At 71.4% G+C, this 24817-nt stretch carries 25 protein-coding genes, 1 tRNA gene and 1 pseudogene; 14 read left to right on the forward strand and 13 right to left on the reverse strand.

The features are described 5' to 3' along the window. From VB738_RS15030 to VB738_RS15040, 3 genes and pseudogenes are all read right to left on the reverse strand, one after another. Positions 1–201, reverse strand: a pseudogene (locus VB738_RS15030) (DUF4912 domain-containing protein); the annotation flags it as partial. A gap of 60 nt (positions 202–261) precedes the next feature. Then, positions 262–540 carry a hypothetical protein gene (locus tag VB738_RS15035; protein WP_323306522.1) on the reverse strand — a complete coding sequence of 93 codons (279 nt, stop codon included), beginning with the start codon at positions 538–540 and terminating at the stop codon, positions 262–264. Positions 541–648: 108 nt separating this feature from the next. Further along, a complete protein-coding gene (locus VB738_RS15040; RefSeq protein WP_323306523.1) occupies positions 649–1146 on the reverse strand; it encodes a cupin domain-containing protein in 498 nt (165 codons plus the stop codon). A gap of 93 nt (positions 1147–1239) precedes the next feature. Between VB738_RS15040 and VB738_RS15045 the strand changes: the two genes are divergently transcribed. Further along, positions 1240–1731: a LexA family protein gene (locus tag VB738_RS15045; protein ID WP_323306524.1), complete on the forward strand. Its 492-nt coding sequence runs from the start codon at positions 1240–1242 to the stop codon at positions 1729–1731. A gap of 19 nt (positions 1732–1750) precedes the next feature. Here VB738_RS15045 and VB738_RS15050 read toward each other — a convergent pair whose 3' ends face one another. Continuing rightward, positions 1751–1954 carry a hypothetical protein gene (locus tag VB738_RS15050; RefSeq protein ID WP_323306525.1) on the reverse strand — a complete coding sequence of 68 codons (204 nt, stop codon included), beginning with the start codon at positions 1952–1954 and terminating at the stop codon, positions 1751–1753. Between the two features lie 137 nt (positions 1955–2091). Between VB738_RS15050 and VB738_RS15055 the strand changes: the two genes are divergently transcribed. Continuing rightward, positions 2092–2373 (forward strand): hypothetical protein, encoded by a 282-nt coding sequence (locus tag VB738_RS15055; RefSeq protein ID WP_106222706.1) that lies wholly within the window; start codon positions 2092–2094, stop codon positions 2371–2373. A gap of 25 nt (positions 2374–2398) precedes the next feature. On the opposite strand, the gene folP is transcribed toward VB738_RS15055, so the two are convergent. The 3 genes from folP to VB738_RS15070 are packed head-to-tail and all read right to left on the reverse strand — an operon-like array spanning position 2399 to position 4278. Further along, positions 2399–3262, reverse strand: coding sequence for a dihydropteroate synthase (folP, locus tag VB738_RS15060; protein WP_323306526.1), 864 nt, complete (start codon positions 3260–3262; stop codon positions 2399–2401). A gap of 25 nt (positions 3263–3287) precedes the next feature. Continuing rightward, complete coding sequence (gene tpiA, locus VB738_RS15065; RefSeq protein WP_015108454.1) at positions 3288–4049, reverse strand: triose-phosphate isomerase; 762 nt, start codon at positions 4047–4049, stop codon at positions 3288–3290. A gap of 10 nt (positions 4050–4059) precedes the next feature. Further along, positions 4060–4278, reverse strand: coding sequence for an RNA-binding S4 domain-containing protein (locus VB738_RS15070; RefSeq protein WP_323306527.1), 219 nt, complete (start codon positions 4276–4278; stop codon positions 4060–4062). A 39-nt stretch (positions 4279–4317) separates the two neighbouring features. Between VB738_RS15070 and VB738_RS15075 the strand changes: the two genes are divergently transcribed. Next, entirely contained in the window at positions 4318–6057 is a 1740-nt protein-coding gene (locus VB738_RS15075; protein ID WP_323306528.1) for an ABC transporter ATP-binding protein, read from the forward strand. Between the two features lie 71 nt (positions 6058–6128). Continuing rightward, the gene (locus VB738_RS15080; protein ID WP_323306529.1) at positions 6129–6359 is read left to right on the forward strand and encodes a DUF6447 family protein; all 231 of its coding nucleotides are present in this window, start codon (positions 6129–6131) and stop codon (positions 6357–6359) included. A gap of 12 nt (positions 6360–6371) precedes the next feature. Here VB738_RS15080 and VB738_RS15085 read toward each other — a convergent pair whose 3' ends face one another. Together VB738_RS15085 and carB are read right to left on the reverse strand one after the other, a co-directional pair. After that, positions 6372–7049: a DUF3386 domain-containing protein gene (locus tag VB738_RS15085; RefSeq protein WP_323306530.1), complete on the reverse strand. Its 678-nt coding sequence runs from the start codon at positions 7047–7049 to the stop codon at positions 6372–6374. 22 nt (positions 7050–7071) lie between these two features. Further along, positions 7072–10395, reverse strand: a complete 3324-nt coding sequence (gene carB / locus VB738_RS15090) for a carbamoyl-phosphate synthase large subunit (RefSeq protein ID WP_323306531.1) — start codon at positions 10393–10395, stop codon at positions 7072–7074. A 122-nt stretch (positions 10396–10517) separates the two neighbouring features. On the opposite strand from carB, the gene VB738_RS15095 reads away from it, so the two are divergent. The 6 genes from VB738_RS15095 to VB738_RS15120 all read left to right on the forward strand — a co-directional run bounded on the left by VB738_RS15095 (position 10518) and on the right by VB738_RS15120 (position 15015). Then, positions 10518–11153 (forward strand): DUF3318 domain-containing protein, encoded by a 636-nt coding sequence (locus VB738_RS15095; protein ID WP_015108460.1) that lies wholly within the window; start codon positions 10518–10520, stop codon positions 11151–11153. Next, the gene (gene rsfS, locus VB738_RS15100) at positions 11146–11532 is read left to right on the forward strand and encodes a ribosome silencing factor (protein ID WP_323306532.1); all 387 of its coding nucleotides are present in this window, start codon (positions 11146–11148) and stop codon (positions 11530–11532) included. Before VB738_RS15095 ends, rsfS begins: the two co-directional genes overlap by 8 nt. An 11-nt stretch (positions 11533–11543) precedes the next feature. After that, positions 11544–12062, forward strand: coding sequence for a CGLD27 family protein (locus tag VB738_RS15105; protein WP_323306533.1), 519 nt, complete (start codon positions 11544–11546; stop codon positions 12060–12062). Positions 12063–12093: 31 nt separating this feature from the next. Beyond that, the gene (locus VB738_RS15110; RefSeq protein WP_323306534.1) at positions 12094–13077 is read left to right on the forward strand and encodes an asparaginase; all 984 of its coding nucleotides are present in this window, start codon (positions 12094–12096) and stop codon (positions 13075–13077) included. Between the two features lie 64 nt (positions 13078–13141). After that, positions 13142–13218: transfer RNA gene (locus VB738_RS15115), tRNA-Met, on the forward strand. Between the two features lie 114 nt (positions 13219–13332). Continuing rightward, entirely contained in the window at positions 13333–15015 is a 1683-nt protein-coding gene (locus VB738_RS15120) for a GMC family oxidoreductase (protein WP_323306535.1), read from the forward strand. 239 nt (positions 15016–15254) lie between these two features. Here VB738_RS15120 and VB738_RS15125 read toward each other — a convergent pair whose 3' ends face one another. Both VB738_RS15125 and VB738_RS15130 read right to left on the reverse strand, forming a co-directional pair. Beyond that, complete coding sequence (locus VB738_RS15125) at positions 15255–15488, reverse strand: DUF2811 domain-containing protein (RefSeq protein WP_323306536.1); 234 nt, start codon at positions 15486–15488, stop codon at positions 15255–15257. Positions 15489–15893: 405 nt separating this feature from the next. Then, a complete protein-coding gene (locus tag VB738_RS15130; protein WP_323306537.1) occupies positions 15894–17009 on the reverse strand; it encodes a sirohydrochlorin chelatase in 1116 nt (371 codons plus the stop codon). 97 nt (positions 17010–17106) lie between these two features. Between VB738_RS15130 and VB738_RS15135 the strand changes: the two genes are divergently transcribed. Further along, entirely contained in the window at positions 17107–17757 is a 651-nt protein-coding gene (locus VB738_RS15135; protein WP_323306538.1) for a ParB-like protein, read from the forward strand. Positions 17758–17776: 19 nt separating this feature from the next. On the opposite strand, the gene VB738_RS15140 is transcribed toward VB738_RS15135, so the two are convergent. Beyond that, positions 17777–19084, reverse strand: a complete 1308-nt coding sequence (locus tag VB738_RS15140; protein ID WP_323306539.1) for a Rieske 2Fe-2S domain-containing protein — start codon at positions 19082–19084, stop codon at positions 17777–17779. Positions 19085–19212: 128 nt separating this feature from the next. On the opposite strand from VB738_RS15140, the gene VB738_RS15145 reads away from it, so the two are divergent. Genes VB738_RS15145 through VB738_RS15155 form a run of 3 tightly spaced genes read left to right on the forward strand, consistent with a single transcriptional unit; the run spans position 19213 to position 24643 of the window. Then, on the forward strand, positions 19213–21294 hold the full coding sequence (locus VB738_RS15145; RefSeq protein WP_323306540.1) for a cation:proton antiporter: 2082 nt from the start codon (positions 19213–19215) through the stop codon (positions 21292–21294). Between the two features lie 53 nt (positions 21295–21347). Continuing rightward, on the forward strand, positions 21348–21794 hold the full coding sequence (locus VB738_RS15150; RefSeq protein ID WP_323306541.1) for a universal stress protein: 447 nt from the start codon (positions 21348–21350) through the stop codon (positions 21792–21794). Continuing rightward, positions 21791–24643 carry a bifunctional acetate--CoA ligase family protein/GNAT family N-acetyltransferase gene (locus tag VB738_RS15155; RefSeq protein WP_323306542.1) on the forward strand — a complete coding sequence of 951 codons (2853 nt, stop codon included), beginning with the start codon at positions 21791–21793 and terminating at the stop codon, positions 24641–24643. The genes VB738_RS15150 and VB738_RS15155 overlap by 4 nt, the downstream gene beginning before the upstream one ends. On the opposite strand, the gene VB738_RS15160 is transcribed toward VB738_RS15155, so the two are convergent. Beyond that, positions 24546–24770 carry a Nif11-like leader peptide family natural product precursor gene (locus VB738_RS15160; protein ID WP_323306543.1) on the reverse strand — a complete coding sequence of 75 codons (225 nt, stop codon included), beginning with the start codon at positions 24768–24770 and terminating at the stop codon, positions 24546–24548. The genes VB738_RS15155 and VB738_RS15160 overlap by 98 nt on opposite strands. Between the last annotated feature and the right edge of the window lie 47 nt (positions 24771–24817).

Below are 24817 nucleotides of genomic sequence, written 5' to 3' on the forward strand. Positions count from 1 at the left end.
GGCGGCCACCGGCCGGGGGGCAACCTCGGGCGTCACCGCCGCCGCCATTTCGGCACGCCCAGCCGAGCGATCAGCGATGGACTCGGCCAGGGAATCCCTGTCCTGGGCGCTGTAGCGCTGGATCCCCAGGGTCCTGGCGAGCTCGCGCAACTGGCGCATGCTCAGGCTGGCCAGGTTCGCGAGCGGGTTGGTCCTGGCCATGCTATTTCAAGAATCGTTACAGGCCATGATCGCCGACGGGATCGAGCGGGATCGCTCCCGTCAGCGGATCGCGACATCGCCGGAATGGGCCGGATCCGCCGGGCGCAGCAGCACCACCCCCCGCATGGGTTCGGCCGACGGTCGCTCCGGGGGCCGGGTCGGACGTTCCGGCAGCGACGCCAGCACGGCCGAGACCGCCAGCAGCCCCCCCAGCAACAGCCAGAGGCGCCAGCGACGCGGCAGGACCAGGGCGCTACGCCCCCCCCTGCCCCCGGCGCCGTGTGCCGTCGGCGATCCGGCGGGCCCTGCCGAGGCCCAGCGGCTCTCCGCAGCGGGCACAGACCATGCGACCCGCCAGGCTGCGGTCGGCTCGCACGGCCCAACTGCCGCACCTCGGACAGCCCATTCCTCACCCGATCCATCAGTTCCCCATGGTGACGGAATGACCTAGAGCAACGACGGATCGGCGCCGGCGGGCCGCTCGGCCGGTGGGAGATCGGCCATCAGCCGGAAGTCCTCGAACGCGAAACCCGGCCCCACGCAGCAGTGCAGCAGGCTCCATCGCCCCCGGCTGCGTGCCGCCTGCCACCAGAGCGCCGGCACGATCTGCAGGGGCCCGGCCCCCGGTTCACCGGCGACGTCGGTGGCGGTGAGCGGGCCCAGCAGCAGCCGCTCGGCCGTGCCGCCAGCGGGCGGCAGCCGCCAGAGGTCGAGGGGATCGCCGCCGGCGTGGTGCCAGACCTCATCCGCCCCCGCCACCTGATGCCAGCGGCTGAGCTGGCCCTCCGTCAGCAGGAAGGCGATCACCGTGAGTCCGGCGCGCTGCCGCCCGTCCTCGGCCCGGCACACCTGGCCGGGTGAGCGGTGCAGCTCCCGGTACCAGCCCCCCTCCGGGTGGGGCTGCAGGTCGAAGCGGGCGATCAGCGCCTCCGGAGTGGAACGCATGGCCGGGCAGGCGGGAGAGGGTCGCTGCCGATGATCCCGCGGCGACGGCCAACCGGAGTAGAACATATGTACCACTTCTTTTCTCTCGGCCCGATGCGTCCCCTGCCTCCCCAGGCACCGCTGCCCCTGCGGGAGGGGGCAGAGGCCCTCTTCTGCCTGCTGGCCACGGAGGCCGTCAGCGCCGGTTTCCCCAGCCCCGCCGACGACTACGTGGAGGCCCGCATCGACCTCAATCTGGAGCTGATCCCCCGCCCGCTGTCCACCTTCTTCATGCGCGTCAGCGGCGATGCCATGCGGGGCGACGGCATCGTCGACGGCGACCTGCTGGTGATCGACCGCAGCGTCGACCCCCGGCCCGGCATGGTGGTGGTGGCGGTGCATGCCGGCGCCTTCCTGCTGCGCCGGCTGGCCCGGCGCGGCGCCGCGCTATGGCTGGTGGCCAGTGACGGCACCAGTCCGCCCCTGGTGCTCACCGGCGACGAAGGGGGCGGCGCGGAGGGTCGCGACGGCGGTGGCGCCGAACTCTGGGGCGTCGTGATCCACGCCGTGCATCACCTGGCGGGTGCCCCCTCCCGGCGTCACTGATCGGCGTCAGCCAGCGGCGTCAGGGGTCGGCGCGGCGGGGCAGGGCGCGCGGATCGGCGGGCAGCACGGGGGGGGCCATCAGCAGGCCGCGCCGGCGCAGCTCACGGCGGAACTCACCGGCCAGTCCGTCCGCCATCCAGAGCTTGCGCAAGTGGCCGAAGATCACCACACAGCGCAGGGCGATGGTGACGCAGACGAGCACCTGCAGGCAGAGTTTCAGCACGGTGGGAGCAGGTGCGGCGCTGTGCTGCGGGCAGCCTAGGGGCGCCGGCGGCGGCCGGCAGCACCGGAACGGCGGCAACGGGCCATCCAGGCGTCATGCTGGGTCGGTGGGCGGCAACGCCGCCGTGACCTGCTTCGATGATCGAGCCCCTGCCGGAGCTGAGCACCGCCGAACTGGAGACCCTGCTGGCGGCCCTCGATCCGCTCCTGGACGGCTTCGGCGAAGGGGGCTCCTGCCTGGATGACGCCAGCGCCTTCCTGGAGCGACTCGGCATCGGCCAGCAGGGCGACGACGGGGGCAGCCCCTCCCCCCTGCTCCAGTGGCTGGAAAGCTGGCGGGCCGCCGGTGGCAACCGGGCGACCCTGCGGCTGATGGTCCAGACCCTGCTGACGGGACGCCAGGAGGAACCGCCGGCCTGATGGAGCGCAGGATCTGCCGGACGGATCAGGCGCGCCAGAGGGCATCGGCCATGCGGGCCGTCTGCACGATCGGCCCGACGTCGTGCACGCGCAGCACATCGGCACCGGCGGCGATGGCCTGACCGCAGACCGCCGCGGTGCCCCAGAGGCGGGCCCGGGGGCGGGGCTCGGCCAGCACCGCACCGATGAAGCGCTTGCGGGACGGCCCCACCAGCAGGGGAAAACCCTCGGCCCGCAGCAGGGCCAGGCCCCGCAGCAGGGCGAGGTTATGGGCGGTGGTCTTGGCGAAGCCCAGCCCCGGATCCCAGAGGATCCGCTCCGCATGCACCCCCGCCGCCAGGGCCCGATCGGTGGCCCGCAGCAGCTCCTGCCGCACCTCGGCGACCACGTCGCCGTAGCTGGCCAGGCCATCCATCGTGCGGCTGTCGCCGCGGCTGTGCATCAGCACGCAGGGGCAGTCGGTGGCCGCCACCACCGCCAGCAGGTCGGGATCGCGCCGGCCGGCGCTGACGTCGTTGATCCAGTGGGCTCCGGCCGCCAGGGCGGCTTCGGCCACCGGGGCGCGGAAGGTGTCGATCGAAAGCAGGGGGCCGCCGGCTTCCGGGGGTGGCAGGGACGCCAGGATCCGCCCCAGGGCAGGCAGCACCCGGGCCTTCTCGGCCTCGGCATCGATCTCGCTCGCCCCGGGCCGGGTGCTCTGCCCCCCCAGGTCGAGCAGGTCGGCCCCCTGGCGGTGCAGCAGGCGGGCCTGGCGCAGGGCCGCATCGGGGGCCTCGTAACGGCCGCCATCGCTGAAGGAATCGGGGGTGAGGTTGAGAACCCCCATCACCAGAGTGCGATCCCCCCAGCGGAAACCGGGCGGGACGGCGACGGGGCCGGCGGGGCTCACGGCGATTGCAGCGGCGGCCCGGGCCTCAGGCCGCCACCGGCACCTGGTAGTTGGCGATGCGGGCGAAGCTGACCGGATCGAGGGAGGCGCCCCCCACCAGCACCCCATCGATGTCGCTCTGGGCCATCAGCATGTCGATGGTGGCGGGGTTGACCGAACCGCCGTACTGCACCACCACCTCGGGATGGCCCACCCAGCCGCGGATCAGGCCGCAGATGCGGTTGGCCTCCTCGGCGGCGCAGGTCTTGCCGGTGCCGATGGCCCAGATGGGCTCGTAGGCCACGATCAGTCGCAGGGGATCGATGCCCTCCAGCCCCTGCTCCACCTGGCGGTGGATCACCCGCTCGGTCTCGCGGGCCTCGCGCTGGTCGTCACTCTCACCCACGCAGAGGATCGGGATCAGCCCCGACTTCTGGGCCGTGCGGGCCCGCAGGTTGATCTGCTCGTCGGTTTCGCTGAAGTACTTGCGGGGCTCGCTGTGGCCCACGATCGCGTGGGTGACGCCGTGCTCGAGCAGCATCGGCGCCGAGATCATGCCGGTGTAGGCGCCGCTCTCCTCCCAGTGCACGTTCTGACCGGCGATGGCGACACCGGCCCCGGCCAGGTGACGGCAGAGGGTGGGGATCGCCGTGAACGGGGGGGCCAGCACCACCTCACGGTCGTCGGGCAGATCGGCGATCAGGGGCCGGAAGCTGGCCGCAAACGCCCGCGCCTCGGCGCAGGTCATGTGCATCTTCCAGTTGCCTGCGATGACGGCCTTGCGCACGTGGTCTCCCGGCAGCGACATTCGAGGCAGGTTAAGGCGTGGGGCCGCCGTCTCCCCCGCGCTCCCGCCGCGGGGAGAGCATCAGCACCTCCCGGCCGTCGATGGCGACCGCATCCCCCGGGGCCAGCTGGCGACCACGCCGGGTCTCGATGGCACCGTTCACGGTCACGTCCCCCCGCTGGATGCGCTGCTTGGCCTCGCCGCCGGTGCCGACGAGGCCCTGCCATTTGAGGAACTGATCCAGCTTCACCGTCGGGGGGCGCCCGGAGAGCGCTGATAGGGTTCGTCGATGCTTGCACCCTCGCCGGCCGGCTTCCGCAGGCTCTGGCCGCTGCTGAAGCCCCACCGGCGACCCCTGCTGCTCGGGGGGTTCTGCATGCTGGTGTTCGTGGGCTGCTGGCCCCTGTTGGCCTGGCTGGCAGGCCAGCTGATCCCGGCCATCGGCGCCGGCGATTTCAGCAAGGTGCTGCGCAGCGTGGCGGCGGCCCTGGCGGTGTTCCTGGTGCAGAAGATCGCCCAGTTCGGCCAGGACACCCTGCTGGCGGGTCCCGCCCTGCGGGTCAGCCAGGAGCTGCGCCGCCAGCTGTTCGCCCGCCTGCAGCGGCTCGACTTCGGCGCCCTCGAGAAACTCTCCGCCGGCGATCTCACCTACCGCCTCACCGAAGACGCCGACCGGGTCGGTGAGGTGATCTACAAGACGATCCAGGACACCACCCCCAGCGCCCTGCAGCTGGTGGTGGTGCTGGGCTACATGATCTGGCTGGACTGGCCCCTGGCCCTGGCCACCCTCCTGCTGGCGCCGCTGGTGGCGCTGATGGTGAGCGCCTTCGGGGCCCGGGTGATGACCGCCGCCGAACGCAGCCAGAAACAGGTGAGCGACCTGGCGTCCCTGCTGGGGGAAGCGATCGGTGGCCTGCCCCTGGTGCGGGCCTTCGCCGCCGAACCCTGGCTGCAGGAGCGCTTCGACACCGAGATCGACCTGCACCGCCGCGCCCGCTACCGCACCCTGGAGCTGCTGGCCCTGCAGCATCCGGTGGTGGGCTTCATCGAAGCAGCCGGGATCCTCTCGGTGCTGCTGATCGGTGCGGCGCGCATCAAGGCCGGCGGCCTCGACAGCCAGGGTTTCAGCAGCTACGTGGCGGCGCTGCTGATGCTGATCGATCCGATCTCCCACCTGACCACCAACTTCAACGAGTTCCAGCAGGGCCAGGCCTCGCTGCGGCGGCTGCGGGCAATCGAGAACGAGCCGGTCGAGCCGCCCGACCACCCCGGGGCCAGGCCCCTGGGAACCGTGTCCGGGGAGCTGGTGCTGGACGGGGTGAGCTTCGGCTACCAGAGCGGCAGTCCGGTGCTGCGCCAGCTCGATCTCCACATCCTTCCGGGCCAGGTGGTGGCGCTGGTGGGGCCGTCCGGCGCCGGCAAGAGCACCCTGTTCTCCCTGCTGCTGCGCTTCAACACCGCCCAGAGCGGCCGGGTGCTGCTCGATGGCCAGAACCTGGCCGACCTGCGGGCCCGGGACCTGCGCCGGGCCGTGGCCCTGGTGCCCCAGCAGAGCAGCGTGTTCTCCGGCACGGTGGCCGAGGCGATCGCCTTCGGCCGTCCCGCCAGCGCCGATCAGATCCGCCAGGCCGCCAGGCTGGCCAATGCGGCCGACTTCATCGAGAGCCTCCCCGGCGGCTACGACAGCCGCCTCGAGGAGCGGGGCAGCAACTTCTCCGGCGGCCAGCTGCAGCGGCTGGCGATCGCCCGGGCCGTGCTGGGCAACCCGGCGGTGATGCTGCTGGATGAGGCCACCAGCGCCCTGGATGCGGAGGCCGAGGAGGCCGTGCAGCAGGGCCTGCAGCAGGCCATGGCGGGCCGCACCGTGCTGGTGATCGCCCACCGCCTCGCCACCGTGCAGGAGGCCGATCTGATCGTGGTACTCGACGGCGGTCGCATCGTCCAGCAGGGCAGCCACGACGAACTGATGGCGAGCGGCGGCCGCTACCGCGAGCTCTGCGAACGCCAGTTCATCCGCCTGGAGGCCTGAGGACAGGCGTCACCCCCGGCGGGAACAGGCGGTCCTGCCACCTACGCTGGCTCCGCACCGAGCATCAAGCCTTGCAGACCCCCAGCCAGCAGCCCCCCGTGCTGACCTTCGAAGGCAAGCGTTACGACCTCAACGGCCTGCCCGACGACGTCAAGGAGATGGTGCGGGGCATGCAGGTGGCCGATGCCCAGCTGCGCATGCACGAGGACACCCTCAAGGTGCTGGCGGTGGGCCGCCAGGCCATGGCCATGCAGCTGAACGAACGGCTTCAGGGGATCCCGACCCTGGAAGAGCCGGGCTGAGGCCGCCGGGGATCAGCCCAGGGGGGCCAGATCCTCGAACCGGAACACCTGGCGGCCGGCCGGCGTGTCGCCGTGGGCCTCCGTCTCCACCACCCGCTCGCTCAGCACCCAGGGGCCAACGCCGGCCAGGGGCACGAAGGTGTCGGTGAAACGGCTGGTGCCGCCACGGGCCTCACCGGTGGCGGGGTCGCTGTAGCGGCTGGTGTAGGTGTGGCTGAGGTAGCCGCTGCCGGTGTCGGTGACGCTCTCGGTGAAGATCGTCACGACGGTGCCGTGGATGTGGCGGTGCACCATCGTCACCACGTTGTCCTTGATGCGGTAGCAGTCGCCCTCGGCCTTACCGCCCATGATCACCTCAGTTCCCACCGAATCGGTCCCGCCGGCGGTGAAGGTGTTGGCGCCGTGGGTCTGCTCGAAGGGGCGCCGCACCCGGTGGATCGCCACCTCCCACAGCTGGGAGGCAACCGCCTTGTGCACGTCCTCGTCGGCGATGCCCTCCACCGTCGCCTTGAGGTCGGCGCCGACCTGGAAGGTGCCCTCGAGGCGCCGGCCGTCCTGCTCCCAGACGCAACGGCCGCCATAGCCGCCGAAGCCCGGCTCCCAGGTGTAGCGGTTCTCGTAGGCGGCGCGGAAGGCCTCGCGCAGGTCGGAGCCGGGGGCGATGGGCTGGGCGGCCAGGGTGCTGGTCACGGGGTCACAGGCGATCGGGCGATCACCCTACCCAGGGCGGGTGGATGTCCTGCAGGGCCGCCACCTCCACCTGCTGCTGCTGCTGCAGGGCGGCGATGGCCTCCACCGCCGCCCGGGCCGCAGCCATGGTGGTGACCGTGGGCACGGCGTAGTCGAGGGCGGCCAGGCGCAGGTAGCGATCGTCGTGGGCGGCCTGGCGGCCCACCGGTGTGTTGACCACCAGCTGCACCAGGCCGGAGCGGATCGCATCCTCGATGTTGGGCCGGCCCTCGTGCACCTTGAGCACCGGCTCCACCGCCAGACCGGCCTGGCTAAGCATCGCGGCGGTGCCGTTGGTGGCCGTGAGGCTGAACCCCGCCGCCAGCAGGGCGCGGGCCACCGGCACCAGGGCGGGCTTGTCGCGGTCGTGGGTGGAGAGGAACACGCTGCCGCTGGTGGGCAGGGGTTCACCGGCGGCGAGTTCGGCCTTGGCGTAGGCCAGGCCGAAGCTGGCGGCGATCCCCATCACCTCGCCGGTGGAGCGCATCTCCGGGCCCAGCAGGGTGTCGGCGCCGGGGAAGCGCTTGAAGGGCAGCACGGCTTCCTTCACCGTCTGCCGCGGCGGCCGCGGCTCCGCCAGCAGACCCAGCTCCGTCAGGGTGCGGCCGGCCATCAGCTGGCTGGCGATCTTGGCCAGGGGCACACCGGTGGCCTTGGCCACGAAGGGCACGGTGCGGGAGGCCCGCGGGTTGGCCTCGATGATGAACACGGTCTCGGTGCCGGCGCCATCGCGCTGCACGGCGAACTGCAGGTTGATCAGGCCGCGCACCTCCAGCGCCAGGGCCAGCTCCGTGCTCCAGCGGCGGATCGTGGCCAGGGCCTCGGGCCCCAGGGACACCGAGGGCAGGGCGCAGGCCGAGTCGCCGGAGTGGATCCCGGCCGGCTCGATGTGCTCCATCAGGCCGCCGATCACCACCGTCCCCTCCCGGTCGCAGAGGGCGTCGACGTCCACTTCGATGGCGTTCTCCAGGTACTGGTCGATCAGCACCGGATGGTCGGGCTCCACCTGCACCGCCTCCACCATGTAACGGTTGAGTTCCTCCTCGTCGAAGACCACCTCCATCGCCCGGCCGCCGAGCACGTAGCTGGGACGCACGACGACGGGGTAGCCGACGGCCGCCGCCACCGCCCGGGCCTCGCCGTCGTTGCGGGCCAGGCCGTTGCGGGGCTGGCGGATCTCCAGGCGCCGCAGGATCGCTTCGAACTGCTCCCGGTCCTCGGCCCGGTCGATCGATTCGGGCGAGGTGCCCCAGAGCCGGGTGCCGGTGGCGCGGCCCTCCTCGCTCGCCAGCCAGCGCAGCAGGGGGATCGCCAGCTTCAGGGGCGTCTGGCCGCCGAACTGGACGATCACCCCCTCGGGTTTCTCCGCCTCGATGACGTTGATCACGTCCTCCAGGGTGAGGGGCTCGAAGTAGAGACGGTCGCTGGTGTCGTAGTCGGTGGAGACCGTCTCCGGGTTGCTGTTCACCATCACGGTGGCGAACCCGGCCTGGCGCAGGGCGAAGGAGGCGTGGCAGCAGCAGTAGTCGAACTCGATGCCCTGGCCGATGCGGTTGGGCCCGCCCCCCAGGATCATCACCTTGCGGCGGGTCTCGGGGGTCACCTCGTCCTCGGGCGCCAGCAGGGTGAGGGAGCCGTCGGCCTCGAGCCGCTCCAGGGGCCGCTCGTAGGTGGCGTAGTGGTAGGGGGTGGAGGAGGCGAATTCGGCGGCGCAGGTGTCGACCGTCTTGAACACGGCCCGCACCCCCAGCGCCTGGCGCCGGCGGCGCACCGTGAGTTCGTCGCTGCCGGTGGCCCAGGCGATCTGGCGGTCGGAGAAGCCGGTCTGCTTGAGCTCCAGGAAGGCCCCGGCGTCGATGGCCTCGAGGGAACGGCCCCGCAACAGGGTGGTTTCGACCGTCAGGATGCGGCGCAGCTTGGCCAGGAACCAGGGGTCGATGGCGCTGAGCCGGTGGATCTCGTCGTCGCTGCGGCCGGCCACCATGGCGGCGCGCACGTCGTGGATCCGATCCGGGGACGGGGTACGCAGGCGGCGCTCAAGCTCGGCCGGATCCTGGGGGTGGTCGGGGCGGTCGCAGCCCCAGCCCGCATGGCCCGTCTCCAGGGAGCGCAGGGCTTTCTGGAAGGATTCCTCGAAGCTGCGGCCGATGGCCATGGCCTCCCCCACCGACTTCATTGAGGTGGTGAGCACAGCCGGGGAACCGCGGAACTTCTCGAAGGCGAAGCGGGGGATCTTGGTGACGACGTAATCGATCGTCGGTTCAAAACAGGCCGGCGTGGCCCCGGTGATGTCGTTGACGATCTCATCGAGGGTGTAACCCACCGCCAGCCGGGCGGCGATCTTGGCGATCGGGAAACCGGTGGCCTTGCTGGCCAGGGCTGAGCTGCGGCTGACGCGGGGATTCATCTCGATCACCACCACATCCCCGTTGGCGGGGTTGATGGCGAACTGGATGTTGCTGCCGCCGGTGTCGACACCGATCTCACGGATGATGGCGATCGACTGGTCGCGCAGCCGCTGGTACTCCCGGTCGGTGAGGGTCTGGGCGGGCGCGACGGTGATCGAATCGCCCGTGTGAACCCCCATCGGGTCAAGGTTCTCGATCGAGCAGACGATCACCACGTTGTCGGCGGTGTCGCGCATCACCTCGAGCTCGAATTCCTTCCAGCCCAACAGGGATTGCTCGATCAGGATCTGGGAGACGGGGCTGGCCTCCAGGCCGCTCTTGCAGAAGGCCTGGAATTCCTCCGGGTTGTAGGCGATGCCGCCGCCCGATCCCCCCAGGGTGAAGGCCGGCCGGATGATCCGCGGGTAGGTGCCGATCGCATCGCCGACCCGGATCGCCTCCTCCAGGTCGTTGGCGATCCCGGACGGACAGACGGCCACGCCGATCCGGGCCATCGCCTCCTTGAACAGCAGCCGGTCTTCGGCCTTGCGGATCGCCGCCAGATCGGCACCGATCAGCTCGACCCCGTAGGCCTCCAGGGTGCCGTTCTCCGCCAGGGCGACGGCCAGGTTGAGGGCGGTCTGGCCGCCCATGGTGGGCAGCAGGGCATCGGGGCGTTCCACCTCGATCACCCGGGCCACCACCTCGGGGGTCAGGGGCTCGATGTAGGTGCGATCCGCCAGGTCCGGGTCGGTCATGATCGAGGCCGGGTTGGAGTTCACCAGCACCACCTCGTAGCCCTCGGCCCGCAGGGCCTTGCAGGCCTGGGTGCCGGAATAGTCGAACTCGCAGGCCTGGCCGATCACGATCGGTCCCGACCCCAGCAGCAGGATGCGCCTCAGATCCGTGCGGCGGGGCATAGGGCGTGGTCGGGCAAACCCGCCCAGCCTCTCACGGTCGCCGTCCCGACCGGCCTGTGCGGCCCTCTGGCACGGCAGGCAATCGCTAATCTGACGGGATACCTTCGCCCGAGACGCCGCCGATGAGCGAACTCCAGCGCCTGAAGGGGTTGCTGCCCCCTGAGATGCAGAGCTGGGTGTTCGTGGAAGCAGCCGCCTCCGTCGACCCGCCCCTGATCACCATCGAGGAGATCGGCCGCGACGAGGTGGAGATTCAGGTCGATCTCGAGAAATGGGACGCCCTGGCCCTGGATCACCGCAACCTGCTCTTCTGGCACGAGGTGGGCCGCATCCAGAATGACGCGATTCCCCGGGACGGCTGGGAGATGGCCGCCCTGGCCATCGGCCTGGGCGGTGCCATCGGCGAGCTGTGGGTGCAGGACGGCCTGCTGCTGGTGATGGCCCTGGGGCTGTCGGGCTTCGCCGGCTACCGCCTCTACCTCAAGAACAACTCCGAGAAGCGACTCCAGGACGCGATCCTTGCCGACGAGCGGGCCATCGATCTGGCCTGCCGTTTCGGGTACAGCCTGCCCAACGCCTACAAGAGCCTGGGGGGTGCCCTCAAGGAGCTGGTGGAGCAGACCCGCAAGAAGCGTCGTCGCACCTTCTACGAAGACCGCCTTGAGGCCCTGCGCAAGAGCGCCGGCAAGGCGCGGGCCGAGATGGCCCAGCAGCAGGGCTCCCGCCAGTCGGTCACCAGTGAGAACGTCTATGGATAGCCGCGACCTGGCCCTGCTCGCCGCCGAGGCCTGCGACGACCGCAAGGCGGTCGACATCCGACTGATCCGGGTGGATGAGGTCTCCTCCCTGGCCGACTGGTTCGTGATCTGCAGCGGCCTCAGCGACGTGCAGGTGAGGGCCATCGCCCGCTCCGTGGAAGACCGGCTCGAAACCGACGCCTCCCGCCTGCCCCTGCGGCGCGAGGGCCAGAGCGAAGGCCGCTGGGTGCTGCTGGATTACGGCGAGCTGATCGTGCACGTGCTCACCCCCCAGGAACGCAGCTACTACGACCTTGAGTCCTTCTGGGGCCATGGCGAGCAGGAGCGCTACGTCGGTGCCCCCCTTGAGGTGGGCGGCGCCGGCCCGGTCAGCGGCTGAGGGACGCAGCGATGGCCGCCGGCGTTCCGAGCCTGCCCAGCCAGGACACCCCCTGCCCGGTGCCCCCGGCCCAGCGGCCCCTGCAGGAGTACGACCAGCTCAGCCGCTCCTGGTTCTTCCACTGGCCCGCCAATGGCCCGGCTGGACTGTGGCGGGCCCTGGCCCTCTCCTGGCTGCTCTCCTTCCCCCCGGCGCTGCTGGTGGCCAGCGGCAGCCTGACGCTCCGCCATGAGCCCGTTCGGCTGGTGATCGCCGCGGCCACCGCCGCCGTGCTGCTGCCGATGGTGCTGCTGCTGCGCCAGTGGCTCGGCTGGACCTACGTGCAGCAACGGCTGGTCTCCGAGCGGGTGGAGTACGAGGAATCGGGCTGGTACGACGGCCAGGTGTGGGAGAAGCCGATCACCTGGCGCCAGCAGGATCTGCTGGTGGCCCGCCACCAGGTGCAGCCTGTCCTGGCCCGCCTGCGCCGGGCGGTCGCCATCGCCATCACCCTGATGCTGCTCGGGTCGGGGCTCTGCCAGGCTCTCTGAGGTCGGCCTCCGCGGATCCGCTTCCTCCCCCATGACCCTGTCCTCCAGCTTCGCCGGCCCGGGCCGCCCCGGCATCCCCCCCCTGGAGGTCCGCCTGCTGCGCAACGGCATCGTGGAGTCCCGGCACCGGGTGCATGCGGTGGTCTGCGACCAGCGGGGCCGGGTGCTGATGCGCGCCGGCGACCCCCAGCAGCTGAGCTTCGTGCGCTCCGCCCTCAAGCCCTTCCAGGCCACCGTCTTCGTGGGCAGCGGCGCCGCCGACCGGATGGGGGCCGGGGAGCGGGGCCTGGCGATCGCCTGCGCGTCCCATGCCGGCACCGCCCTGCATGCTCGGGAGGCGTTCAAACTGCTCTGGGGTGCGGAACTCGACACCGAGGACCTCCAGTGCCCCACCCCTGCCGGCGCCAGCAGTCCGCTGGAGCACAACTGCTCGGGCAAGCACGCGGCGTTTCTGGCCGCGTGCCGGCAGATGCACTGGCCGCTTGAGAGCTATCTCCAGGCCGACCATCCCCTCCAGCAGGCGGTCCTCAAGCGGGTCGGGGAGCTGCTGGGGCTGCCGGGGGCCGAACTGATCAGCGCGCGGGACGACTGCGGCGCCCCCACCCTGCAGCTGCAGCTGGCCCAGATGGCCCTGCTGTTCGCCCATCTCGGCGGCGGCGAGCAGGCCGACCTGGAGCGGCTCAGCCGGGCCATGCTCGCCCACCCGGATCTGATCGCCGGGGACGGGCAGTTCGACACCGAACTGATGCGCCTGGGCCACGGCCAGGTGCTGAGCAAGGGGGGCGCCGAAGGCATCCAGTGCCTCAGCCGGGTGGGCGAGGGCATGGGGGTGGCCATCAAGGTGGACGACGGGGCCCGGCGGGCCAAGCAGGCGGTGGCCCTGCACCTGCTGGAGCAACTGGAGTGGCTCACCCCCACCACCCTGGTGGACCTGCGCCAGCGCTATCTGGCACCGGCCGACCACCTGCGCCTGGAGGTGATCGGCGAGCTGCGCTTCGACGGGGCCCGTCCCTGAGGCGGGGGCATCGCCTGATACACTTTCCTGGTGCGACGCGGTCATCCGCCGACCACTTGTGCGACGCGGGGTAGAGCAGTCTGGTAGCTCGTCGGGCTCATAACCCGAAGGTCAGGAGTTCAAATCTCCTCCCCGCCACCAAATCCACAACCCTCCAAGGTTGTCTCCCACCAACCCTCCAGCCAGCCGCTGGGGGGTTGTTGTTTCTGAGGCCGCCGCCGCTCCTGCATGATGCCGGGACCGGTCCGCCTGCCGATGTCCGCCGCCCCATCCCCCACCACCACGGCATCCCACGGCGGCGACCTGCCCTGGGACGCCGTGGTGGTGGGCGCAGGGGCCAACGGATCGGTGGCCGCCATGGTCCTCGCGGAGGCGGGCCTGCGGGTGCTGGTGCTCGAGGCGGGGCCGGACCTCTCCGCCCGCCGGGCCCTGGGCAGCGAACCGCTCAACAGCCTGCGCCGTCTCGCCCACCTGAGCAGCGGCCGCCAGCGCCTGCAGCGGCACCATCCGGGCTTCTGGAAGCACAACCCCGAGCTGTTCGTCGACGAGCGGCAGAACCCCTACAGCACCCCGCCGGACGCCCCCTTCCTCTGGACCCGGGGGCGCCAGGTGGGCGGCAAGAGCCTCACCTGGGGAGGCATCACCCTGCGCCTGTCGGAGGCGGAGTTCCAGGCGGCACGGCGCGACGGCCATGGCCCCGCCTGGCCGATCGGCAGCGCCGAACTGGCCCCCTTCTACGACCGGCTCGAGACCCTGCTGGGGGTGCATGGCCAGCGGGACGGCCTGCCCCAGCTGCCGGATGGACGGTACCTGCCGCCCCTGCCGTTCACGCCGGGGGAGACGCACCTGCAGGCGGCGATCGGTCGTGCGCTGGGGCTGCCCCTGATCCACTCCCGCGGTTTCCGCCTGCACAAGCCCACAGCAGCGGCGCCCTGGCCCCCTTCCAGCGCCCAGGGCCGCTGCCTGGCCAGGGCCCTGGCCACGGGCCGGGTGCAGCTGCGAAGCGGCGCGGTGGTGAGCCATCTGGAGTTGGACGGGACCGGCCGGCGGGCCGAAGCGGTGGTGCTGGTGGACGCGACCAGTGGCCGGCGGGAGCGCCTCGCCGCACCCCTGGTGGTGCTCTGCGCCTCCACGATCGAAACCGTGCGGCTGCTGCTGCACTCAAGCGACGCCGTGCGCAGCGGCGGCCTCAGCGACCCCTCGGGCCGCCTGGGCCGCTACCTGATGGACCACATCTCCACCAGCCGCTTCTTCTCGATCCCCGCGATCGAAGCGCCCCCCGAACCGGCCGAGCTCTCCGGGGCCGGCAGTTGCTTCATCCCCAACACCGTGAACCTCGACGAAGGCAGCTCGGAAGCCTTTCTGCGCGGCTACGGCATCTGGGCGGCCCTGCAGCGCTTCGATCCCCCCGCCCTGCTGCGGCGCCGGCCCGGGGAGGCGGTGGGCTTCCTGATCGGCCATGGGGAGGTGCTGGCGCGGGAGGGGAACCGGGTGAGCCTGGAGACCTCCCAAACCGACGCCTGGGACCTGCCCATCCCCCACATCGACTGCCGCTGGGGAGCCAACGAGGCTGCGATGGTGGCCCACATGCAGGCGCGCATGGCGGCGGTGGTGGCCGCAGCGGGGGGTCGCATCCGCCCGATCGAGGAGCTGTTCGTGCTGCCGGTGCTGGAACCCCTGATCCGCAACAGCCTGGCGGTGCGACCGGAGCCGCCGCCACCGGGGTACTACATCCACGAACTGGGCGGGGCCCGCATGGCCGAGCGCCCCGAGGAGGGGGTCGTCGACCCCTGGAACCGCTGCTGGGGAGCCAGCAACGTGCTCGTCACCGATGGGGCCTGCTGGCCCAGCGCCGGCTGGCAGAGCCCCACCCTCACCGAGATGGCGATCACCTGGCGGGCCTGCGCCGCCGCCGCCGCCGGCATGCGGCGCCACTGAACGGAACGCTCCGGTCAGGGAGCCGTCACAGCAAGGCCCAGCTGGTGTCGATCACCACAATCTTGCTGGCAGCCCATGCGCACAATGACGGGGCGACCTCCAAAGGGTCGGGCAAGGGAGAAAACCATCGGCGGGGGTTGGCACCTCCGCTTTTTTTTGGCCTCTGTCTGGCTCGCCGGCCCCCTGCCACACCGGTCGCCTCAGCCGTTCCGGTTCCATCCGCCAAGGCCGCCGAGACCTCAGGGCTTCTGGAACAGCCCATCGAGGTAGTGCTGGGAGACCACGGGCTCCTGGCAGCCGTTCTGGAACAGGAAGCCGGCCAGGGCGGAGGTGATGACGCTGTACTGATCCCAGTGCGGATGGGCGTCGATGAATTCCCGCATGCCGGCGTAAAGCACCTCCGGCACCTCGGCTTCCAGGCTCACACTCGCCTCTTGGCCGCCGCACCCCGGGTGCTCAGGATCCATGGCCATGCTGGTGGGATTCAGCTGCGTTCGCTCCAAGTACGCCACAGGGGATGGCCGGCGTCAAAAACCGGCTCCCGGGGGGCCCCGTCGGTGTCGGGGGATGAGACTCGCGGCCCCGGCTGGGCTGGGGGCGAGGTGTTGCAGAACACGAGAGCGGCGGACGGCTAGTGGCGGACCCTGTCAAGGCTGTTCCAAGCCATCCATGACTTTCCCCAGTCACGACGGCCCGAAGCGGCCGGAAGGGCGTGATCTGTGGAAAAGTGCCGCAAAACGGGGGAAAACGTCACCGCGGTGGGGGAAAGTCCCGAACCATCGGAACAAGTGATCAGAACTCAGTCTCTCTGGACGCAGACAGAGATGAGACCGGCGAGGCCGGACGGGCACGTCCCGTCCGCCCAGCAGCCCCGTCCTTCAGTCGCTCGGCCGCCGCAGGGTGCGGGGACCCAGCGGGTGCTCGGCATGGGGATACACGGGGTGGTGGTGATGGACCTCCTGGCCGTGGCCATGGCCCGCCCCCGTGCCCCCCAGCGGCACGGGCACGCCATCGGGCTGACACGCTCCAGTGCATTCCCGCTCGCAGAGGGTGCAGCTCTCCACCAGCCCCTCGACATGGTGGTGGTGGCTGTGCTGGGGCGCCCCCACCTCCCGCTCGAAACCAAGCACCTGGGCCCGGTACTTGCAGAGCGAACAGTTCATGGCCACATCGCCCCCGAGCACCTCGGCGACCCGCTCCCGGAAGGTGTCCAGCACCAGGGGATGGTCGCCCAGGTAGCCGGCCTGGACCAGCTCCAGTTCAGGATGGTCGGCAGCGACCCGCTCGCTGTGCTGGCGGATCCGGCTCACGAGCACCCCGGAAAACAGGAAGTACGGGAAGACGACGATGCGCTGGAAGCCGAGCTTGACGGCCTGGCGCAGGCCCGGCTCCACCAGGGGGAAGGTGACCCCGGAATAGAGGGTTTCCCCCCAGCCGAAGCCGAAGCCTTCCACCAGCATCCGGGTGACCTTGGCCACGTTGGAGTTGGCATCCGGATCGGAGGAGCCACGCCCCACCACCGCCAGCAGGGTGTCGTGCAGCGGCACGGGGCTGCGCCCGGCGGCGAGGGCGTCGGCGTCGGCGCGCTCGAGGGCGGAGCGGATGCGGGCGCCCGCGGCCTGGATCATCTTGAGGTCCACCCCCAGCTCCCGGCCGTAGTCGATGCGCAGCCCGGTTTCGGCGGCGTAGGTGTTGAGCACCGAGGGAATGTCGTTCTTGGCGTGGCCGGCGGCGAACAGCATCGCCGGCACGGCCAGCACGTGCTGCACCCCGCGCCGGCGGAGAGCGTCCAGACCGTCCCGCAGGATCGGCCGGGCGAATTCCAGGTAGCCGTGGTCCACGGGCACCGGGGCAAGGTGGTGCTGGAGCTGGTGGGCCAGGGAGGCGAATTCGGCCACCGCCAGACGGTTGCGGCTGCCGTGGCCACAGACCAGCACCCCGATCGGGCCGTGGGGTCCCTCCGGAGCGATGGCTCGGTCAGGGGCGGTAGTCATGAAGGTCCGTGGCTGGCTCGACCCTATTCCCGGGGCTGAAGCACGGCGGTGGGGTCCGGCGCGGAACGGTCAGGATGGGGCTCAGCCACCGGCACCCATGAGCCTGCACCTGCCCCCGTACCGGCCCCTGCCCCCTCCGGGTCCGAAGGCGGACCTGCTCAGTGTCCCCATCGCCGATCTGCGGCCCACCCAGATGTGCGTGGGTCTGGCCGAAGTGCGCAGCCGCCAGCAGGACTTCTCCCTGGAGACAGCAGAGCAGCGCCTGCGCTACCTGCGCGGCAAACCCGTTCCCCTCGTGCGCGGCGCCGGCAACGCCCTCTGGATGGTCGACCGCCACCACCGCCTGAGGGGGTTGATCGAGCTGGATCCCGACGCCATGGCCTACGGCTACCTGGTGCTCGATCGGCCGGCCGAGCCGCCCCAGGTGGTGCTCACCGAACTCCAGGCCCGGGGCTGGCTGTACCTCTACGACGGCCGCGGCCATGGCCCCTTGGCCCCCGCAGCCCTGCCCCAGGGTCTGCTGGCGCTGCAGGACGACCCCTACCGCTCCCTGGTCTGGCGGCTGAAGAAGGAGGGCATGATCGATCCGGCGCCCCTGATCCCCTTCCACGAATTCCGCTGGGGAGCCTGGTTGCGCAGCCGCCCCCTGCCCCCCTTCAGCTCCGCCAATCTGGTCCCGGCCCTGGCGGCCGCCCGTTCCCTCGTGCGCTCCAGGGCCGCCTCCCACCTGGCCGGCTGGAAGGGCTGAACCTGCAGACCCGGCCCGCTCAGTCGGGCCGGTTGCGGGGCGGTTCGCCATCCCCGGCCAGCAGCAGTCGCTCCCAGCGATCGAAGCGCCGCGCCAGCAGCACCGCGGCCGCCGCCAGCACCAGGCCCGCGACCAGCACCGAGAGCGTCTGCCACCAGGCGATCGCCAGCACGGCCAGCCAGGGAATCGCCTGCACCAGCGGCCGCCAGCGACGCAGTCCCTCCAGGGCGCCACGGCAGGCGGCACAGTGCTGCCCGTGGCAGTGCCAGCGGTCCATCAGCGCCGCCCGATCGAGCCGGGGGGGCAGGGGCTGGCCGGGGAAGGGGTCGCCGTCATGGTCGTTGACCCAGTCGTGCAGGGCCTTCACATAGACATCGGCGCCCGTGGCCAGGAAAAACGCCCGCTCGGCCCCGCCGCTGCGTCCCCGCTGCTCCAGCACCCGCTCCTGCCAGTGCAGAAACACCTGGTCGTCCTCCAGCACGGTGTGGTTGGCGATGTGCTGCAGCCACCGGGGCCGCAGGCCCAGCAGCAGGGGAGGCAGCCGGGACGTGAACTGGAAGGGGAAGCGGGCGAACAGGCGGCACTCGCCGCGGCGGATCGGCGTGGCATAGACCACCGTGAGGATGCGGGCGAAGCCGGGCGCGGTGAGGTCGTGCCACATCAGGCCGGGGGCGGCGTAGGTGGTGTGCTGGCTGCCGAGCTTGCCCCGGCGGGGGCCCTCTTCCCACAGGGCCGTGAACCCCTCCGGACCGGAGCTGGTGATCGTCGCCCCCACCGGGGCGGCGTTCTCCCGCTTGCCCACCGTGCGGTGGTGGGTGAAGGGCACGTGGCTCACATCGAGCACGTTCTCCAGCAGGGTGAGGGCATCCATGGGCAGGTCCCGGAAGGTGTCCTGCACGAACCAGCCCGGCTCGTCCAGGACCGGAACCAGCGGCAGGGGCACGGCCGCGGCCTCGGCAGCCTCACCGGCGAACACGAACAGCAGGTCCTGGGCCTCGGCGGTGGCGTAGGCCCGGCAGCGGGATCGCACGGCGCTGGGGCTGGCCCCCGGCTCGGCCTGGGGAATGGCGGTGCAGTGGCCGTCGCCGGCGAAACTCCAGCCGTGGTAGGGGCACTCCAGCTCACCGCCGGCATTGATCCGCCCCTGGCTCAGGGGCACCAGGCGGTGCGGGCAGACATCGGCGAAGGCCCGCCAGACCTGGCCGGCGCGGTCCCACCACAGGACCAGGTCCTCGCCCAGGAGGGTGAAGGCGGTGGGCCTGGCGGGATCGAGATCCCGCAGATAGGCCACCGGATACCAGTGCTGGCGCCAGGCGGACTGCGTCATGGTGCCGATTCTGGTGGGAGGCGCCCGCAGGTGCGGGCCCGTTACGAGACGACGCGGGGAGTGCAACCGCTGGAGGCGGCGCTCCTAGGAAGGCCTGGAGGACCACCCTGCCGTCCCTCTCCATCCCCGTGGGCACCTTCCTGGCTGGCAATCCCCTGGCGATCTTCGCCCTGCTGCTGGTGCTGAGCGTGCTGGTGCCACCGCTGGTGCGGCCGCTGCGGCTGCCGGATCTGGTGGGACTGCTGGCGGCGGGGGTGGTGATCGGTCCCCACGGCCTCGCCTGGCTTGTCTCGACCAACGAGACCGTCCGGCTGCTCTCGGACGTGGGGGTGATCTATCTCCTGTTCATCGCCGGGCTGGAGATCGACCTGGGGGAGTTCCGGCGGATCCGGGCCCGGTCCTTCCGCTTCGGCCTGCTCACCTTCACCCTGCCGATGCTGGCCGGCACGGTGCTCGGGTTCATCTACGGCTACCCGGCGGTGAGCGCCGTGCTGATCGGCTCGATCCTGGCCTCCCACACCCCCCTGGGATACCCGATCGTGCGCAGCTTCGGCGCCATGCGGGAGGAGTGCGTCACGGTGGCGATCGGCGGCACGATCTTCACTGACATCGCCGCCCTGGTGGTGCTGGCCCTCTGCGTCAGCCTGGGGCAGGGCCAGCTCAGCGCCGCGGGGGTGGTGGGCCTGCTGCTCAAAGTGGCCGTCTACGCCGCCGCCGTGCTGCTGCTGATCCGCTGGCTGGGCCGCGGCCTGATCCGTCGCAGCGTCGACGGCGACAGCCGTCTGTTCGTGGCAGTGCTGCTGGCCCTCTTCCTGGCGGCGGTGGGAGCGGAGCTGGCCGGCGTGGAGAAGATCGTCGGCGCCTTCCTCGCCGGCCTTGCCGTGAACGGGGTGCTGCCGAACGGCCGTGTCAAAGAGCAGGTGGTGGTGGTGGGGGCAAGCCTGTTCATCCCCCTGTTCTTCATCGATCTGGGCCTGCTGCTCGATGTGCCGGTGTTTCTGAGCACCATGACGGGTTCGGCCTTTGCCGTCGCCCTGATCCTGTCCCTGATCGCCAGCAAGGGGGTGGCCTCCTGGTGGTCGGGTCTGCTGTACCGCTACGACGGACCCCAGATGCTCACCCTCTGGTCGCTGTCGCTGCCCCAGGTGGCGGCGACCCTGGCCGCGACCTACGTGGGGTTCCGCCAGGGCCTGCTGGATGAGCGGATGCTCAACAGCGTGCTGGCCCTCATGGTGGTGACCGCGACCCTGGGCCCGATCCTGACCACGGTGGCGATGACCCGGATGGCCAGCCGCCGCTCCCGGAACCTGAGCCTGCAGGAGAGCGGCCAGCTGGCTCTGGTGCGTCGGGCCCTCCGGGTGCTGGTGCCGATCAGCGACGCCCGCAGCGAGGAGTTCCTGCTGGCGCTGGCCGGGCGGCTGATCGACGGCGAAGCGGGCCGCCAGGGCTCGGTGCTGCCCCTGGCGGTCGTGTCGCCCAGGCAGGCCGGGGCGGGCCGCGGGCCCCATCCCGTCGTGCACCGGGCCCTGGCCGAGGGGCGCCAGCTGCTGGAGCGGGCCGACGCCTGCACGGCGGCGGCGGGGGTGCCCAGCCGCTCCCTGCTGCGGGTCGACAACGACATCCCCGGCGGCATCGCCCGCACCGCCCTGGAGCAGGGGGCCGACCTGGTGCTGGTCGGGGTGGCGCCCGGCCCCCGGCTGGGGCGCTGGCTGTTCGGCGATCTGGTGGCCGCCATCTGCCGTCAGGCCCACTGCCCGGTGGTGATGGCCCGGCTGCGGGAGGATCCGGCCGGTTTCCGCCGGTTGCTCGTGCCGGTGAAGGACCTCTCCGCGGGCGCCCTGGAGCAGTTCCAGCTGGCGGAGCGGCTGCTGAGCGCCTGCCCCGCCGGGGAGGGGGCCGCCATCACCCTGCTGCACGTGCACGAACCCTGGCTGGCCCAGGCGGAGCGGGACCGGCTGAATCGCCAGCTCCAGGACTGGGTCCCGTCCACCGCCAGGGCCGGCGGGGCCGTGCCGGTGACGGTGGAGCTCCTGGCCGACCCGAACGTGGCCGACGCGATCGAGCGCAGCAGCGAGAGCCACGATCTGGTGATCCTGCGTTCCCTGCGGCGCCTGGTGGAGGGGCTGCCGATTCCCGCCAGCGACCAGGCCACCGGACTGCTGCGGCGGTTGGGCTGCTCGGTCCTGGTGATCAGCGATCCACTCCACTGACCCCGGCACTGACCAGGGGCCATGACTAGACAGAGGGAAGACCCGCAGTTCCCATGCCCTACAGCCACCTTCTGGTGCCCAGCGACGGCTCCGACCTCTCCATGCAGGCCGTGCGCCATGCCGTGGCCCTGGCCGCGGCCCTCGGCGCCCGCATCACCTTCTTCCATGCCCAGGCCAGCGTGCCGGTGCAGGTGGTGGGGCTCGGCGAGATGCTCGATGCCACCACCATGGAGGCCCTGATGAGCGCCAGCCGCAAGGACGTGGAGCGCATCCTGGAGGACTCCCTGTCGGTGGCCCGGCAGGCCGGCGTCAGGGCCGATGGCGAGAGGGTGATGAGCGACCTGCCCCACCAGGCCATCGTCGAGGCCGCCACCCGATTGGGGTGCGATCTGATCCTGATGGCCTCCCATGGCCGACGAGGCCTGGTGGGGATGCTGATCGGCAGCGAGACCCAGCGGGTGCTGGTCCAGTCCCCCTGTCCGGTCCTGGTCTACCGATGAGTGCCCTCGCCTCCGGTGGGGGCGACGGCGCCTCCGATCGGGCCTACGACATCCTGCGCTCCCAGCACCAGCCGCTGGCGGCGCTCTTCGCCCCCCGCAGCGTGGCGGTGATCGGGGCCTCCGACCGACCGGGCAGTGTCGGCCGGGGGGTGCTGTGGAACCTGATCAGCCATCCCTTCGGCGGCACCGTCTACCCCGTCAATCCGAAGCGCGCCAGTGTGCTGGGGATCCGGGCCTACGCCACGGTGGCGGAGGTGCCAGAGCCGGTGGACCTGGCGGTGATCGCCACCCCGGCCGCGACGGTGCCAGCGCTGATCGAGGCCTGCGCGGCAGCGGGGGTGAAGGGGGTGATCGTGCTGTCGGCGGGCTTCCGGGAGATCGGCGCCGCCGGCATCGCCCTGGAGTCCCGCATCCGCGATGGCCTGCGCCGCTCCGGCATGCGGCTGGTCGGCCCCAACTGCCTGGGGCTGATGAATCCCCGCACCGGCCTCAACGCCACCTTCGCCGGCACCATCGCCCGGCCAGGCCACGTGGGCTTCCTGAGCCAGTCGGGGGCCATCTGCACCGCCGTCCTCGATTGGAGCCTGCAGGAGAACGTGGGCTTCAGCGCCTTCGTCTCGATGGGCTCGATGCTCGATGTCGACTGGGGCGATCTGATCACCTACCTGGGCGACGACCCGGAGACCCACAGCATCGTCATTTACATGGAGTCGATCGGGGATCCCCGCTCGTTCCTCTCGGCGGCACGGGAGGTGGCCCTCACCAAGCCGATCGTGGTGATCAAGGCGGGACGCACGGCAGAGGCGGCCCAGGCGGCGGCCTCCCACACCGGCGCCCTGACCGGAAGTGACGCCGTGCTCGATGCCGCCTTCCGGCGCTGCGGCGTGCTGCGGGTGGACAGCATCGCCGACCTCTTCGACCTGGCCGAGGTGCTCTCCAAGCAACGCCGCCGGCCCCTGGGGCCGCGGCTGACGATCCTCACCAACGCCGGCGGGCCGGGCGTGATCGCCACCGATGCCCTGGTGCGCCACGGCGGCGCCCTGGCCTCTCTGCCGGTGGCGACCCTGACGGCCCTCGATGCCGTGCTGCCGGAGCACTGGAGCCGGGCCAACCCGATCGACATCCTCGGGGACGCCGACCCGGAGCGCTACGAGCGGGCCATCCGCCTGGCCCTGGAGAACCCCGACAGCGACGGGCTGCTGGTGGTGCTCACCCCCCAGGCCATGACCGACCCGACCGGCACCGCCGAACGGCTGGTGGCCCTGGCGGCGACCACCACCAAGCCCCTGCTGGCCAGCTGGATGGGCGGCCAGGATGTGGAGGCGGGGGAGCGCCTGCTCAATGCCGCCGGCATCGCCACCTATCGCTACCCGGACGCGGCGGTGCAGCTGTTCGATGCCATGTGGCGCTACAGCGACAACCTGCGCGCCCTCTATGAAACGCCGGCCCTGGTGCCGGAAGGGGAGCCCCACGCCGACCGCCGACGGGTGGAGGAGCTACTGGGCGCCGTCCGGGCGGAGGGGCGCACCCTGCTCAACGAATGGGAAGCCAAGCAGGTGCTGGCCGCCTACGGCATCCCCACGGTCCCCACCCACATGGCCGTCAGCGCCGAGGCGGCCACGGCCGCCGCCGACGCCATGGGCTACCCGGTGGTGGTGAAGCTGCTTTCCGCCGAGCTCACCCACAAGACAGACGTCGGCGGTGTGCAGCTGAACCTGCGCAACGGGGAGGCGGTGGCCCAGGCCTACCGGGCCATGGAGAGCGCGATCGTCGCCCGGCACGGGGCGAGCGCCTTCGGCGGGGTGACCGTCCAGCCGATGCTGGAGCTGACCGGGACCTACGAACTGATCGTCGGCAGCAGCATCGACCCCCAGTTTGGGCCGGTGATCCTGTTCGGCACCGGCGGCCTGCTGGTGGAGGTGTTCCGGGACAGTGCCGTGGCCCTGCCGCCGCTGAACACCACCCTGGCCCGGCGGCTGATGGAACGTACCCGCATCTACACGGCGCTGCAGGGGGTGCGGGGACGCCCCCCGGTGGACCTGGAAGCGCTCGAACGGCTGCTGGTGCGCCTGAGCCGGCTGGTGCTGGAACACCCGGCCATTCTCGAACTGGACATCAATCCGCTTCGGGTGGCGCCGGGAGCCGGGGAGGGAGCCCTGGTGGCCCTCGACGCCCGGGTGCTGCTCCAGGCGTCCTCCGGGGCCACCTGCTTCACCCCCAGGCCGGCGATCCGGCCCTACCCCAGCGGGTACGTCCGCGACTGGCGGCTGCCCGACGGCTCAGCGGTGTCCCTGCGGCCGATCCGGCCGGAGGACGAACCCCTGGTGGTGGCGTTCCACCGCACCCTCTCGGAGCAGAGCGTCTACTTCCGCTATTTCCATCTGATGACCCTGGGCCACCGGATCGCCCACGAGCGGCTCACCCGGATCTGCTTCACCGACTACGACCGGGAGATGGCCCTGGTGGCGGAGCGGGCGGGGGAGAACGGCGCCCCCGCCACAGTGCTGGGGGTGGGGCGGCTCAGCCGGATCCACGACGAGAACGCGGCCGAGTTCGCCATGCTGATCGCCGATCCCTGGCAGCGTCAGGGACTGGGCACCGCCCTGCTGGGGCTGCTCCTGGAGATCGGCCGCCAGGAGGGACTCGAGCGGATCTGCGCCGAGATCCTGCATGAGAACCGGGGCATGCAGCACGTCTGCCGGAAGCTGGGGTTCCGGCTCCGGCCCACGGCCGAATGCGTGCACGCCGAGATCAGCCTCCTGGAGCCGGCCGCTGGCCTGCCGGAACCGGCCGGGAGTCCATGGCCAGCCGGTGCAGCTGCCAGGCCCGCTGCAGATCCACCCGCGTGACGTGGTAGCCCAGCCGGCGGGCGGCCAGGACCAGCTCCGGGCAGGAGCGGCAATGGCGCAGCCCGCGGCGGATCACCTCATCCGTCTCGGCCTCGTCGACGAGGCGCTCCAGTTCGCTCCAGCTCATCGGGTTCTCCCACCCTCCCGTTCAAGCTGGCAGCGGCGGGGCGATCC

This window comes from Cyanobium gracile UHCC 0139 (genome assembly GCF_034931325.1).
GTDB classification, from domain to species: domain Bacteria; phylum Cyanobacteriota; class Cyanobacteriia; order PCC-6307; family Cyanobiaceae; genus Cyanobium; species Cyanobium gracile_B.

Bases quoted from the DNA above. Each gene is read 5' to 3' on its own strand.
- rsfS (WP_323306532.1), top strand. From the start codon at position 11,146: ATGGATAGCCGCGACCTGGCCCTGCTCGCCGCCGAGGCCTGCGACGAC.
- VB738_RS15075 (WP_323306528.1), top strand. From the start codon at position 4,318: ATGCTTGCACCCTCGCCGGCCGGCTTCCGCAGGCTCTGGCCGCTGCTG.
- VB738_RS15155 (WP_323306542.1), top strand. From the start codon at position 21,791: ATGAGTGCCCTCGCCTCCGGTGGGGGCGACGGCGCCTCCGATCGGGCC.
- VB738_RS15135 (WP_323306538.1), top strand. From the start codon at position 17,107: ATGAGCCTGCACCTGCCCCCGTACCGGCCCCTGCCCCCTCCGGGTCCG.
- VB738_RS15040 (WP_323306523.1), bottom strand. From the start codon at position 1,146: ATGCGTTCCACTCCGGAGGCGCTGATCGCCCGCTTCGACCTGCAGCCC.
- tpiA (WP_015108454.1), bottom strand. From the start codon at position 4,049: ATGTCGCTGCCGGGAGACCACGTGCGCAAGGCCGTCATCGCAGGCAAC.
- VB738_RS15160 (WP_323306543.1), bottom strand. From the start codon at position 24,770: ATGAGCTGGAGCGAACTGGAGCGCCTCGTCGACGAGGCCGAGACGGAT.
- VB738_RS15110 (WP_323306534.1), top strand. From the start codon at position 12,094: ATGACCCTGTCCTCCAGCTTCGCCGGCCCGGGCCGCCCCGGCATCCCC.
- VB738_RS15140 (WP_323306539.1), bottom strand. From the start codon at position 19,084: ATGACGCAGTCCGCCTGGCGCCAGCACTGGTATCCGGTGGCCTATCTG.
- VB738_RS15105 (WP_323306533.1), top strand. From the start codon at position 11,544: ATGGCCGCCGGCGTTCCGAGCCTGCCCAGCCAGGACACCCCCTGCCCG.
- VB738_RS15120 (WP_323306535.1), top strand. From the start codon at position 13,333: ATGTCCGCCGCCCCATCCCCCACCACCACGGCATCCCACGGCGGCGAC.
- VB738_RS15045 (WP_323306524.1), top strand. From the start codon at position 1,240: ATGCGTCCCCTGCCTCCCCAGGCACCGCTGCCCCTGCGGGAGGGGGCA.
- VB738_RS15125 (WP_323306536.1), bottom strand. From the start codon at position 15,488: ATGGCCATGGATCCTGAGCACCCGGGGTGCGGCGGCCAAGAGGCGAGT.
- VB738_RS15150 (WP_323306541.1), top strand. From the start codon at position 21,348: ATGCCCTACAGCCACCTTCTGGTGCCCAGCGACGGCTCCGACCTCTCC.
- VB738_RS15055 (WP_106222706.1), top strand. From the start codon at position 2,092: ATGATCGAGCCCCTGCCGGAGCTGAGCACCGCCGAACTGGAGACCCTG.
- VB738_RS15130 (WP_323306537.1), bottom strand. From the start codon at position 17,009: ATGACTACCGCCCCTGACCGAGCCATCGCTCCGGAGGGACCCCACGGC.
- carB (WP_323306531.1), bottom strand. From the start codon at position 10,395: ATGCCCCGCCGCACGGATCTGAGGCGCATCCTGCTGCTGGGGTCGGGA.
- VB738_RS15095 (WP_015108460.1), top strand. From the start codon at position 10,518: ATGAGCGAACTCCAGCGCCTGAAGGGGTTGCTGCCCCCTGAGATGCAG.